Raw genomic sequence first — 13,215 nt, 5'->3', positions numbered from 1 at the left:
AGCCGCACACCCAACCGGGCCGGCCCTTACTTCTCCCTGGTCCCGGCGTACATCTCCTCGATGAGGTGCTTGTACTCCCGCTCGACCACCGGCCGCTTCAGCTTCAGGCTCGGGGTGATCTCCCCGTGCTCCACGTCGAGGTCCCGCGGCAGCAGCCGGAACTTCTTGATGGTCTGCCACTTCTGCAGTCCGGCGTTGAGCTGCTGCACATAACCGTCGACCATCTCCACGGTCTGCGGCGCGGCCACCACCTCGGCGTACGGCTTGCCCTCCAGCCCGTTCTGCTTCGCCCAGTCCAGGATCGCGATCTCGTCCAGGGCGATGAGGGCGGTGCAGTAGTTCCGGTCGGCGCCGTGCACCAGGATGTTGGAGACGTACGGGCACACCGCCTTGAACTGGCCCTCGACCTCGGCGGGGGCGACGTACTTGCCGCCGGAGGTCTTGATGAGGTCCTTCTTGCGGTCGGTGATGCGCAGATAGCCGTCGGGCGAGAGCTCGCCGATGTCGCCGGTGTGGAACCAGCCGTCGGACTCCAGCACCTCGGCGGTCTTCTCGGGCAGCCCGTGGTAGCCCTCCATGATGCCGGGGCCGCGCAGCAGGATCTCGCCGTCGTCGGCGATGCGCACCTCGGTGCCGGGCAGCGGCTTGCCGACCGTGCCGGTGCGGTAGGCCTCGCCGGGGTTGACGAAGGAGGCGGCGGAGGACTCGGTGAGGCCGTAGCCCTCCAGGATGTGGATGCCGGCGCCGGCGAAGAAGTAGCCGATCTCGGGCGCGAGCGCGGAGGCCCCGGAGACGCAGGCGCGCAGCCGGCCGCCGAAGGCCTCGCGGAGCTTGGCGTAGACGAGGGTGTCGGCGACCTTGTGCTTGGCGGCGAGACCGAAGGGCACCGCGGCGGTGCCGGTGCGCCGGAAGTTGTCCTGGCTGACCTTGGCGTACTCGCGGGCGACCTCGGCGGCCCACTGGAAGATCTTGTACTTGGCCGGGCCGCCCTCGCGGGCCTTGGCGGCGACGCCGTTGTAGACCTTCTCGAAGATGCGCGGCACGGCCGCCATGTACGTCGGCTGCACCACCGGAAGATTCTCGATGATCTTGTCGACGCGGCCGTCGACGGCGGTGACGTGCCCGACCTCGATCTGGCCGGAGGTGAGGACCTTGCCGAAGACGTGCGCGAGCGGCAGCCACAGGTACTGCACGTCGTCCATGGTGACGAGGCCGGTCGCGGCGATCGCCTTCGCCATGTATGCCCAGTTGTCGTGCGGGAGCCTGACGCCCTTGGGGCGGCCGGTGGTGCCGGAGGTGTAGATGAGGGTGGCGAGCTGGTCCTTCTTGATCGCGCCGACCCGCTCCTTGATCAGCGACGGGTGGGTCTCCAGGTAGGCCGCTCCGCGCCGCTCCAGCTCGGCGAGCGTGATCACCCAGTCGCTCGTCTCCACGCCCGTCGCGTCGATGACGACGACCTTGGTCAGCTCGGTCAGCTCGGCGCGCTTCTCGACCGCCTTGGCGACCTGCGCCGCGTCCTCGGCGATCAGCACCCGGCTCTCGGAGTCGGAGAGGATGAAGGCCGACTCGTCGGCGTTGGTCTGGGGATAGACGGTGGTCGTGGCTCCACCGGCGCACAGGATGCCGAGGTCGGCGAGGATCCACTCGACCCGGGTGGAGGAGGCGAGCGCCACCCGCTGCTCGGGCTCCACGCCCAGTTCGATGAGGCCGGCCGCGATCGCGAACACCCGCTCGGCCGCCTGCGCCCAGCTGAGCGACTTCCAGTCGTCGGGGCCCTGGCCGGAGGCGGCCGGTACCGGGTAGCGGTAGGCCTCGGCGTCCGGTGTGGCCGCCACGCGCTCCAGGAAGAGGGCCGCCACGGACGGCGGACGGTTCTCGATCAGGGTCTGTGTGTCGCTCACGACATCCTCCGGGGCCCGCGACGGCGCGGCTGTACTCGGTGCGGCTGGGTTAGCTCACGGTGGGGGCTCGAGCTGTTGTAACACTGTTGTTTAACTCGCGAGTAACTATCGAGCAGGGATCAGAGTAAGCCGCGACCGGCTGCCGCGTAAGGGGCATCGGCCTGTCACTTTCCACGCAGAGCGACGCTACGCGCGCGTAGGGGCCCGCCGCGCTTTCGCACGACGAGCCCCTTTGTGTCCGCGTTTATGGACGTAACCCGTTGTTACCGCTGGTTACTTCTTGCCCTTGGCCGACCCCGCGCTGTCATCGCTGGAGAGGACGGCGATGAAGGCTTCCTGCGGAACCTCCACGGAACCCACCATCTTCATCCGCTTCTTGCCTTCCTTCTGCTTCTCCAGCAGCTTCCGCTTACGGGAGATGTCACCGCCGTAGCACTTGGCGAGGACGTCCTTGCGGATGGCGCGGATGGTCTCGCGGGCGATGACCCGGGAGCCGATGGCGGCCTGGATCGGCACCTCGAAGGCCTGCCGCGGGATGAGCTCGCGCAGCTTGGCGACGAGCCGCACCCCGTACGCGTACGCGGCGTCCTTGTGGGTGATCGCCGAGAAGGCGTCCACCTTGTCGCCGTGCAGCAGGATGTCGACCTTGACCAGGCTGGAGGTCTGCTCGCCGGTGGGCTCGTAGTCGAGGGACGCGTAGCCGCGGGTCTTGGACTTCAGCTGGTCGAAGAAGTCGAAGACGATCTCCGCGAGCGGGAGGGTGTAACGGATCTCGACCCGGTCCTCGGAGAGGTAGTCCATGCCGAGCAGGGTGCCGCGCCGGGTCTGGCACAGCTCCATGATCGAGCCGATGAACTCGGTGGGCGCCAGGATGGTGGCGCGCACGACCGGCTCGTACACCTCGCCGATCTTCCCCTCGGGGAACTCGCTCGGGTTGGTGACGATGTGCTCGCTGCGGTCCTCCATGACCACGCGGTAGACCACGTTGGGCGCGGTGGCGATCAGGTCGAGGCCGAACTCGCGCTCCAGCCGCTCCCGGATCACGTCCAGGTGCAGCAGGCCGAGGAAGCCGACGCGGAAGCCGAAGCCGAGGGCGGCGGAGGTCTCCGGCTCGTAGACCAGCGCGGCGTCGTTGAGCTGCAGCTTGTCGAGGGCCTCGCGCAGCTCGGGGTAGTCGGAGCCGTCGAGCGGATACAGACCCGAGAAGACCATCGGCTTCGGGTCCTTGTAGCCGCCGAGGGCCTCGGTGGCGCCCTTGGCCTGGCTGGTGACGGTGTCACCGACCTTGGACTGGCGCACGTCCTTCACGCCGGTGATCAGGTAGCCCACCTCGCCCACGCCGAGGCCGTCGGCCGGGAGCATCTCGGGCGAGTTGGTCCCGATCTCCAGCAGCTCGTGGGTGGCGCCGGTCGACATCATCCTGATGCGCTCGCGCTTGTTGAGCTGGCCGTCGATGACACGGACGTACGTCACGACACCGCGGTAGGAGTCGTAGACCGAGTCGAAGATCATCGCGCGGGCCGGCGCGTCGGCGACCCCGACCGGCGCCGGGATCTCCTTGACGACCTTGTTGAGCAGCGCGTCGACGCCGAGGCCGGTCTTGGCGGAGACCTTGAGCACGTCCGACGGGTCGCAGCCGACCAGGTTCGCCAGCTCCTCGGCGAACTTCTCCGGCTGCGCGGCCGGCAGGTCGATCTTGTTCAGTACGGGGATGATCGTGAGGTCGTTCTCCATCGCCAGGTAGAGGTTGGCGAGGGTCTGCGCCTCGATGCCCTGGGCGGCGTCGACGAGGAGGATGGTCCCCTCACAGGCGGCGAGCGACCGCGATACCTCGTAGGTGAAGTCGACGTGCCCCGGGGTGTCGATCATGTTGAGGATGTGGGTCGTGCCCTGGTCGGGGCCCTCGGTGGGGGCCCAGGGCAGACGCACCGCCTGGGACTTGATCGTGATGCCGCGCTCGCGCTCGATGTCCATCCGGTCGAGGTACTGAGCACGCATCTGCCGCTGCTCGACCACACCGGTCAGCTGGAGCATCCGGTCGGCGAGCGTGGACTTGCCGTGGTCGATGTGCGCGATGATGCAGAAATTGCGGATCAGCGCCGGGTCGGTACGGCTCGGCTCGGGCACATGGTTAGGGGTCGCGGGCACGCAGGGTCCTGTCTCTTGAGGCGCCTTATGCCTCGGGTCGGATCGATACGTAGTCTCCATGGTCCCACGCGGAGGGACCGGGCACCGTTTTGGGCCGCTCGCAGGGCCACTGGTACTGTAGATGGCTGTGCCTCATGCCCTCTCAGCGCGAGGCGCGTCAGAGAAATTTTGGATCACCGGTACGGGACCCGAGCGGCCCCGCACCAAGAACCTGAAAAGGCTCCTTCGTGGCGAACATCAAGTCCCAGATCAAGCGGATCAAGACCAACGAGAAGGCTCGGCTGCGCAACAAGGCCGTCAAGTCCTCCCTGAAGACCGCGATCCGCAAGGCCCGCGAGGCCGCTGCCGCGGGTGACGTCGAGAAGGCCACCGAGCTGCAGCGCGCTGCCGCGCGTGCGCTCGACAAGGCCGTCTCGAAGGGCGTCATCCACAAGAACCAGGCCGCCAACAAGAAGTCGGCGCTTGCTTCCCAGGTCACGTCCCTCAAGGGCTGAACCTCCTTTTTGATCTGACCGCCGGAAGGACCCAGAGCGGGCCCTCTCTCATCCGCTCCCGGCCGGCACCCCCGGATTCGCACGCGGCCTGCGTTCGCCACGCGGGTGCGAGTCCACCAGCTTGATCCGAAGGCCCCGGCACCCTCCCTTCCCCAGGGCGGGCGGCGGGGCCTTCGGCATGCCCCTCTTACGACCGGAGCCGGGTGATCCGAGCTCGGTGACCGGAGCCGGGTCGCGCACGTCGACGCGTGTGCTGCCGGCCGTGACGCCATGGAGCCGACCGTGGACGCCGCCGGCGTCGGTCATCGCGTCCCGGTCCTGGACGTCACGGGACGGACAGCGGACGGCGGGTGGCTCCCGGCCGCGCGGTGCCTGGCGTCCGGGCCGCCGCCGGCAGTGCCCGGAAGGGTGTGCCTGTCCCTGCGGGAGAGGGCGTCGGGGCGCTTGCGGACGAGCGTGCCGACGACCGCTGCGGGCGGGGCTTGGGCCTCCCCGGGTGGGCGCCGATCCGCCCCGCTTCAGGGCCAGTTCAGGACCAGGTCCGCCCGAGTCCGCGCCGGATCAGCTCCGGCCTCTCGACCGCGCCGCACGGGCGATCGTCACGACCGCCTTCTCCAAGGCGTACTCGGGATCGTCGCCCCCGCCCTTCACCCCGGCGTCGGCCTCGGCAACGGCCCGCATCGCGACCGCGACGCCGTCCGGCGTCCACCCCCGCATCTGCTGCCGCACCCGATCGATCTTCCAAGGCGGCATCCCCAGCTCCCGCGCCAGATCCGCCGGCCGCCCCCCGCGTGCGGAGGACAGCTTGCCGATCGCCCGCACGCCCTGGGCCAGCGCGCTGGTGATCATCACCGGCGCCACGCCCGTCGCCAGCGACCATCTGAGCGCCTCCAGCGCCTCCGCCGTACGCCCCTCCACGGCCCGGTCGGCGACCGTGAAGCTGGAGGCCTCGGCCCGGCCGGTGTAGTACCGCCCGACGACCGCCTCGTCGATCGTCCCCTCCACGTCGGCGACCAGCTGGGAGACCGCCGAGGCCAGCTCCCGCAGATCACTGCCGATGGCGTCGCAGAGTGCCTGGCACGCCTCGGGCGTGGCCGACCGCCCGAAGGAGCGGAACTCGCCCCGCACGAAGGCCAAGCGGTCCGCGGGCTTGGTCATCTTCGGGCAGGCCACCTCCCGAGCTCCCGCCTTGCGCGCGGCGTCCAGCAGCCCCTTGCCCTTGGCCCCGCCCGCGTGCAGCAGCACGAGCGTGATCTCCTCGGCGGGCGACCCGAGATATGCCTTCACGTCCTTGACCGTGTCGGCGGACAGGTCCTGCGCGTTGCGTACGACCACGACTTTCCGCTCGGCGAAGAGCGAAGGACTCGTGAGCTCGGCGAGGGTGCCGGGCTGCAACTGGTCCGGGGTGAGGTCGCGTACGTCCGTGTCGGCGTCGGCGGCCTTGGCGACGGCCACCACCTCCTGCACGGCACGGTCGAGCAGGAGGTCCTCCTGGCCCACGGCGAGCGTCACCGGGGCGAGAGGGTCGTCATTCGCAGTCTTCCTGGCCATCACTGACAGCATCCCACGCGGCACTGACAACGAACCGGCCCCGGCACCCTGACCGGTCCCGGAGCGGACCCCGAGCCCCGTCTCGGGGTCACGGCTCCTCGCGCCAGCCGTCCCACTCCCCGGCGAACTCGTCCAGCTCCGCCGGGTCCAGCCGCCCGTCCTCGTCCCGCAGGACCACCAGCCACTGCGCGTCCTCGGCGTCGTCCTCGCCGGCCAGCGCGTCCCGGACGATCCGGGGCTCCTCGTCCAGCCCGAACCGCTCCCCGAGCACCTCGGCCACCTCCTCGGCGGCATCCCGGTCGGGCAGCACCAGCACGTGTCTCACATCGCTCACGGGCCCATTCTCCGGCACCGTGCGGAAGGCCGGGACGGCGCCGTACGCCCAGGTCAGGCCTCGGGCGCGGCGGGAGTGTCAGGCGTAGGCCCATATCACGGGAATCCGACACCAGCGCCGGAACCGGACCGAACTACGAATCCGGGTTCCTGTTCCGATTCCGCACAGTCGGCACATGGTCCAGCTCGATCCCGAACCGCTCCCGGTACGCCGTCAGCACCTCCTCGTCCGTCTCCAACTCGCGCGTCGAGCGCGTACCGTCGCCGGCCGTCGTCTTCAGTTCCCGCCCGCTGAGCGTGATCCTCCCTTCGTCCTCGGTGACCCGTGAGCAGACCAGTGACCGGGTGAAGTGCGACAGCGGGGAGGTTCTGTGCCACCAGACCCCGGCCGCGAAGTCCCCGAGCACGCGGGGCCGCGTCTCCAGTCGGTACTGCGGGCTGCCGTCCCATACGACGTCCAGGTCTGTGGAACCGGCCGAGCCGCCTCCGCTCACCCCGGCCGCGTCCGGCCCGGCAGCCACCACCCGGAACACGCCGGCCGGGTCCACCTGCTCCTCACGTTCCGCGTAGCTCAGCGGGTAGTGACTGTGCGCGCCGAACCCGACGTCCGCGAGCCACGTCTCCCTCTCCACCGTCCGCACCCGCAGGGCGAGATGGTCGTACGGGATGCCGAGCCGCCCCTCGTCGCCGTACCCGCGTGCCGCGAGCAGCTCGACCTCGTAGCCGAGCGCGGCGAGCAACGTGCCGAAGGCGCCGTTCAGTTCGTAGCAGAAGCCACCACGCCCGCGCCCGACCACCTTGTCCAGCAGCCGCTCCTCCTCCAGCACGATCTCCTCGCCGAGGTGGATCGACAGGTTCTCGAAGGGGACGGTCCGCAGATGGCGCAGCTGCAGCTCGCGCAGCGCCCGGCCGGTGGGCTCCTGCGGGTGCTCGGCCCCGATCCGGCGGAGATAGGCCTCGACCTGGCTTGAGTTCATGGCCCCAGTCTGGCGAACACCCGGTCCTCAGTCTCTCGCCACCCGCACCTCCCCGTCCTTCCCTCCCGTCCCGCCGACCGCCAGCTCCCCGTCCCGGTCGGTGCGCAGCACCAGCGCCCCGCCCTCCCGCAGCGCTGCCACCGTCGCCGGTGCCGGGTGGCCATAGGGGTTGTCGGCGCCGCACGAGATGAGCGCCACCCGGGGAGCCGCGAGCCGCATCAGCTCCGGGTCCTGATAGGCCGAGCCGTGATGGGCCACCTTCAAGACGTCCACACCGGCCAGCTCGGCCGCCGCCGGTGACCGCACCAGCGCCCGCTGGGCCGGTGGTTCGAGGTCGCCCAGCAACAGCAGCCGCAGCCCGCCCGAGCGCACCAGCATCGCGACGCTGGCGTCGTTCGGACCGTCCGGCTCGGGCAGCGGGCCCGGCCAGTACGGGGTCTGGGTGTCCCAGGGCGGCCGGGTGCTCGGTGGTGGCCACAGGACCCGCCAGGACAGCGCTCCGGCACGCCGTTGCTCTCCCGCTACGGCCCGCGTGACCGGGATGTGCCGCGCCGCCGCCTCCCTTCTGACGAACTCGGCCTGGTCGGCGGGCTCCTCATACCCCGTGGTCTCGATCGCGGCCACGGAACGGCCCCGCAGTACACCGGGCAGTCCCGCCACATGGTCGGCGTGGAAGTGGGTCAGAACGAGGAGCGGGATGCGCGTGATGCCCAGCTGCCGCAGACAGTGGTCGACCAGCGCCGGATCGGGGCCGGCGTCCACGACCACCCCGGCTCCCTCGCCCGCCGCCAGTACGGTCGCGTCACCTTGTCCGACATCGCACATCGCGAACCACCAGCCCGGCGGCGGCCAGCCCGTGATCACCCGGGGCAGCGGCGCCGGCCGCACCACCGCGAGCAGGAGCAGCACCCCGAGCAGTCCGCACCACCACGGATGCCGGGTGAGCCACCGTCCGGCCAGGACGACGGCGACGGTGACCACCGCGAGCAGCAGCGCTCCCGGCCAGCTGCCCGGCCAGTCCACTCCCGCGCCGGGCAGCGCCGCCCCCGTCCGGGCCACACCGGCGATCCACTCGGCGGGCCAACTCGCGCACCAGGCCAGCGCCTTGGCCAGCGCCATCGCCAACGGCGCCGTCATGAGCGCCGTGAACCCCAGCACGGTGGCCGGTGCCACCGCCACCTCGGCGAGCAGGTTGCACGGCACCGCCACCAGGCTCACCCGCGCCGACAGCACCGCCGTGACCGGGGCGCACACCGCCTGTGCCGCTGCTGCCGCCGCCAGCGCCTCCGCGAGCCTCGGCGGCACCCGGCGCCGCCGCAGCGCCTCGCTCCAGCCCGGTGCCAGGACGAGCAGCGCGCCGGTGGCCAGCACGGAGAGCAGGAAGCCGTAACTGCGGGCCAGCCACGGGTCGTAGAGCACCAACAGCAGAGCGGCCGTGGCCAGTGCCGGGATCAGGGATCTGCGGCGCCCGGTGGCCAGGGCGAGCAGCGCGACCGCACCACAGGCGGCGGCCCGCAGCACGCTGGGGTCGGGCCGGCACACGACCACGAATCCCAGCGTCAGCACTCCGGCGAGCAGCGCGGTCGCCCGCAGCGAGAGCCCGAGGCGCGGGGCGAGACCACGGCGTTCGACCAGCCGGGCCAGTCCGGGCGGCCCGATGAGCAGCGCCAGCAGGACGGTGAGGTTGCTGCCGGACACGGCGAGCGTGTGCGCCAGGTCCGTCTCCTTGAACGCCTCGTCCAGCTCGGGCGTGATCCGTGAAGTGTCCCCGACGACCAGCCCGGGAAGGAGCGCCCGCGCGTCCCCCGGCAGACCGTCGGTCGCCTCCCGCAACCCGGCCCTGAGCCGTCCCGCGAACCGTTGCGGCCCACTGGGCCCCGCCACGATCCGCGGCCCCGGCCTCCCACGCACCCGCAGCACGGCCGCGGTCCGCTCCCCACCCGTCAGCGCGGGCACCAGCCGCCCGCCGACCCGCAGCCGCGTGGACGGCAACAACCCGAGCCAGGCATCACGAGCACCCTGCCTGCCCCGCGCACCCTGCCTGTCCTGCGCACCCTGCCTGTCCTGCGCACCCTGCCTGTCCTGCGCGCCCCACGCACCCTGCTCACCGTCAGCCGTCCCTCCCGGCGCGGGAACATCCGCGTCGACGACCAACAGCACCGGAGTCCGCGTCCGCACACTCGTCCCGTCGCTCTGTTCGACGCGCCGCACCTGCGCCCGGGCCAGTACCGCCTGCGGCGCGGCGTGATCGCCGCGCACCCGCGGCCGGCTCAACCAGGGGTCGCCGCTCACCTCGACCTCGGCGGTCACGATCGCGTACCGCCGGGCCAGCTCGGGTACCGGCCCGCGCCGCAGGTCCGCCCCATGCAGCCCGGCCGAGGCGGCCGCCGCGGCGACGCACAGCAGCACGGCGGCGATCGAAGCGCGGGCCCACGCGAACCGCCCGAGCGGCCGCCCGGCCTGCTCTCTCCGCGTAACCTGCCCGGCCGGTACGGACTGTGCGGGCCGTGGAGTCCTCCGCGTCGCCAGCAGGGCGAGCCCGCCCACCAGGCAGACGATCGCGATCCCGGCCGTCCAGCCCGCCGGGGTGTCCAGCGTCAGGGCCGCCGTGCCCCAGGCCGCGAGCGCGGGCGGCACCAGACGCAGGTCCATGGGCCCCGCCCGGTCGCCGCGAGCGGCGGTCCCGTCTTCCCTGGTGTCACGGACTGCGGCGTCTCCGACCTCCGGGTGTCCTGACCTCCCGCCTCCCCGCCGGGCCTGCGCGAGTACGCCGGAACTCCCGCGCACCGGCGGCCCGTCGATGATCGCGCGGCTCATGGCCGTACCAGGTTCCGCAGATCACTGAAGCGGCGGTCGCCGATGCCGTTGACCTCGCGCAGTTCGTCCACCGAGCGGAAACCGCCGTGCTGGGTGCGGTAGTCGATGATGTGCTGAGCGAGGACCGGGCCGACCCCGGGCAGCGCGTCGAGCTGGTCCGCCGTGGCCGTGTTGAGGGAGACGGGCGCCGCGGTGCCCGTGCCGGCCGGTCCGGAGGCGGGCCCGGTCGACGGGCCGGGAGGAGGTACCGCCCCGGCGGGAGCGCCGACGACGACCTGTTCGCCGTCGACCAGGAAGCGGGCGCGGTTGAGCCCTTCGATGCTCACGCCGGGACGGACACCGCCCGCCGCCCGCAGCGCGTCGGCCACCCGGGAGCCTGCCCGCAACCGCTGGATGCCCGGGTGGCGGACCTTGCCGCTGACGTCCACGACGATCTGCCCACCCGGAGTCGCCGAGGCGCCCGCACCCGCACCGGCGGCCTCAGCGTCGTCCTCCTTCTTGGTGTAGTGCGTGTCCGACTTGGCGTAGGGCGCCTGCGCGCGCACCACTTGAGGCGCGCTCACGGACTCGGTCCGCCCGGCCCAGAAGTGCTGCGCGGCGAACACAGCGGCGGCCACGAGCACCACGGCGAGCGCCACGACTCCCCGCCGCTCCACCCCGCACCGCGCCTGCAGCCACACCGGCATCCGCTCCCGCAACGCCGGCCCGAACCGCTCCCACCAGCTGGGGCCTACGGGGTCGGCCAGCCCTAACCGGCTCACATCCCCCGCTGGTTCCGGGTCGTCGGTCGTGCTCGGTACCGAAGCCGGCGTCGGCGCCGGCCCGTCGGCCGGCACGGCGTGCGGTGGCTCGGTCGGCGCAGGCACGACCGTGGCCGACATCGTCCTCGCCGGGCCCAGCCCGGGCGCCCGGCCCGTGACAGACGCCGTGGCCGATGCCGTGGCCACCTGCGTGTCCGCCCCGGTCGGCGACTCGGTCGCGGCCCCTGACGCCATCGTGGTCGCCGGGCCGGCGGGCCCCTCCCCGTCCGGCGGTCCGTTCCCCGACTCCCGCCATCGCACGGCTCGTTCACCGAAGAGGAGTTCAGCTCGGCGGCGCAGTTCCTCGGCCGGCGCCGGCGGCCGCCGGCGGGCACGGCCGCGGTCGATGCCACGGCGGTGGCGGATACGGCCGTCGGAGGTGGGGCCCCGGCCTGGGCCGCTGGTCGGAGTCGCTGTGCGTGAGCGTGATCGAAGAGCCATGCGACGAGGATGGGACATCACGCCGATTCGCGATGATCTTGGTCAATTCCCGCGGATGACTGCCCCGTTGTGGATAACTCCGCCACCCGTACGAGTGACTGGCTCAGCGGGGTGAGATCACCGCTCCGAGCAGCCCGGGACCGGTGTGTGCCCCGATCACCGCCCCGATCTCGCTGACATGGAGGTCGGCCAGGCCCGGCAGCCGTTCGCGCAGCCGGTCGGCGAGCGCGGCGGCACGGTCGGGGGCGGCGAGGTGATGGACGGCGATGTCGACCTCTGCATCGCCCGCACGCTCGGCGGCGATCTCCTCCAGACGCGCGATGGCTTTGGACGCCGTACGTACCTTCTCGAGCAGTTCGATGCGGCCGCCGTCCAGCTGGAGCAGGGGTTTGACGGCGAGTGCGGAACCGAGCAGCGCCTGTGCGGCTCCGATGCGGCCGCCACGGCGCAGATAGTCGAGGGTGTCGACGTAGAAGTAGGCGGACGTGCCCGCGGCGCGCTTCTCGGCGGCCGTGACGGCCTCGTCCATCGTGCCGCCGGCTCCGGCCGCCTCGGCCGCGGCGAGCGCGCAGAAGCCGAGGGCCATCGCGACCATCCCGGTGTCCACCACCCGGACCGGCACCGGCGCCTCGCGGGCCGCGAGGACGGCCGCGTCGTAGGTCCCGGACAGCTCGGCGGACAGATGCAGCGAGACGATGCCGCTCGCTCCGGACTCGGCGATCCTGCAGTAGGTTTCCGCGAACGTCTCGGGGCTCGGGCGCGAGGTGGTGACGGGACGCCGCTTCTGCAGCGCCTGGGCCAGGGAGCGGGTCGAGATCTCGGTGCCCTCTTCGAGCGCCTGGTCGCCGAGGACCACGGTCAGGGGCACCGAGGTGATGCCGTGACGCTCCATCGTCCGCGGCGGCAGGTAGGCCGTTGAATCGGTGACGATCGCGACATGGCGGGACATGAGCTGGAGGTTACCTGCCGTAGTGCTCGTGCGGCAGCCCGGCCCCCGAGGTGGGGCGGGAGGGGCCGGGTCAGGTGGTGCTCTCGGGGCGCGGCTTCTTCTGCCAGGGGTGGGTGAGGCGCGGCGACGGCGGGGTGATCGCCTGGCGCGCCTGCTCCTCGGCGGATGTCCGCGAGCGGGTGTGCTGGGCCGCCGGGCCGTCGGATGTGGACGCGGCGGATGCCTCGGGCTGCGGTCGCTGCGCCGGTCCGGGACGGGCCGGGGTCCAGTGGCGCAGGGCGTCGGCCTCGATGTCTATCTGGTCGCCGAGCGCGCCCAGATCGTCGTCTACGAAGCGGCGCGCCCGGTCGCGGACCGCCCAGCGCAGTGAGTCCGCGGACTTGGTGATGCGTTCGGCGCGGCTGCGCAGCTCGGGCAGCCGTGCGCCGAGCTCGGCCCGGTCCGGCTCCGACTCCAGCCGCCTGAGGTCGGCGTCCAGCTCGTGCCCGTGCGCGCTGAGCCGTTCGAAGAGGCCGAGGGACTCCTTCAGCGACTCGTCCTCGGCCGCGCCCGCGCGCAGGGCGTCCTGGGTGGCACGCATGGAGGTGCGCAACGCGAGTCTCAGCTGCGCGATCTCGGCGGCCGGGCCGATCTGGACGAACGACTTGGCGCGCAGCGTGTGGTCCTCGACGGTGCGGCGGGCCTGCTCGATGGTCCGGTCCACCCCGCGCTTGGCGGCGCCGACCGCCTTGACCGTGGCATACGCGCCCAGGCCGATGAAGAGCACGAAAAGCAGGGCGAACACGGCGATCACTGCTTCCACGA

The 13,215-nt window shown here is 71.9% G+C and carries 10 protein-coding genes; 1 reads left to right on the top strand and 9 read right to left on the bottom strand.

Annotated elements, in window-relative coordinates; all coding sequences use genetic code 11:
• Positions 1-26 precede the first annotated feature (26 nt).
• Both ACIBJF_RS11580 and lepA read right to left on the bottom strand, forming a co-directional pair.
• Positions 27-1,901 carry an AMP-dependent synthetase/ligase gene (locus ACIBJF_RS11580; RefSeq protein WP_399173488.1) on the bottom strand — a complete coding sequence of 625 codons (1,875 nt, stop codon included), beginning with the start codon at positions 1,899-1,901 and terminating at the stop codon, positions 27-29.
• Positions 1,902-2,174: 273 nt separating this feature from the next.
• Positions 2,175-4,049 (bottom strand): translation elongation factor 4, encoded by a 1,875-nt coding sequence (gene lepA / locus ACIBJF_RS11575; RefSeq protein ID WP_399173487.1) that lies wholly within the window; start codon positions 4,047-4,049, stop codon positions 2,175-2,177.
• A 227-nt stretch (positions 4,050-4,276) separates the two neighbouring features.
• Here lepA and rpsT point away from each other — a divergent pair, with 227 nt between their 5' ends.
• Positions 4,277-4,543, top strand: coding sequence for a 30S ribosomal protein S20 (gene rpsT / locus ACIBJF_RS11570; protein ID WP_399173486.1), 267 nt, complete (start codon positions 4,277-4,279; stop codon positions 4,541-4,543).
• Between the two features lie 561 nt (positions 4,544-5,104).
• On the opposite strand, the gene holA is transcribed toward rpsT, so the two are convergent.
• The 7 genes from holA to ACIBJF_RS11535 form a co-directional block, all read right to left on the bottom strand.
• Positions 5,105-6,094 carry a DNA polymerase III subunit delta gene (gene holA / locus ACIBJF_RS11565; RefSeq protein WP_399173485.1) on the bottom strand — a complete coding sequence of 330 codons (990 nt, stop codon included), beginning with the start codon at positions 6,092-6,094 and terminating at the stop codon, positions 5,105-5,107.
• A gap of 88 nt (positions 6,095-6,182) precedes the next feature.
• Entirely contained in the window at positions 6,183-6,428 is a 246-nt protein-coding gene (locus ACIBJF_RS11560) for a hypothetical protein (RefSeq protein WP_351797818.1), read from the bottom strand.
• 133 nt (positions 6,429-6,561) lie between these two features.
• Positions 6,562-7,404, bottom strand: coding sequence for an arylamine N-acetyltransferase (locus tag ACIBJF_RS11555; protein WP_399173484.1), 843 nt, complete (start codon positions 7,402-7,404; stop codon positions 6,562-6,564).
• Positions 7,405-7,431: 27 nt separating this feature from the next.
• Positions 7,432-10,056, bottom strand: a complete 2,625-nt coding sequence (locus tag ACIBJF_RS11550; protein WP_399173483.1) for a ComEC/Rec2 family competence protein — start codon at positions 10,054-10,056, stop codon at positions 7,432-7,434.
• A gap of 161 nt (positions 10,057-10,217) precedes the next feature.
• Positions 10,218-11,462, bottom strand: a complete 1,245-nt coding sequence (locus ACIBJF_RS11545) for a helix-hairpin-helix domain-containing protein (protein ID WP_399173482.1) — start codon at positions 11,460-11,462, stop codon at positions 10,218-10,220.
• Positions 11,463-11,565: 103 nt separating this feature from the next.
• On the bottom strand, positions 11,566-12,411 hold the full coding sequence (locus ACIBJF_RS11540; RefSeq protein ID WP_399173481.1) for a DegV family protein: 846 nt from the start codon (positions 12,409-12,411) through the stop codon (positions 11,566-11,568).
• Positions 12,412-12,481: 70 nt separating this feature from the next.
• A complete protein-coding gene (locus ACIBJF_RS11535; RefSeq protein WP_399173480.1) occupies positions 12,482-13,213 on the bottom strand; it encodes a hypothetical protein in 732 nt (243 codons plus the stop codon).
• Positions 13,214-13,215 lie beyond the last annotated feature (2 nt).

Origin of the sequence: Streptomyces sp. NPDC050743 (genome assembly GCF_044456925.1) — a bacterium.
Lineage (GTDB): Bacteria > Actinomycetota > Actinomycetes > Streptomycetales > Streptomycetaceae > Streptomyces.
The sequence above is the reverse complement of the archived record's forward strand: the minus strand, read 5'-3'. Positions and strand labels throughout refer to the sequence as shown.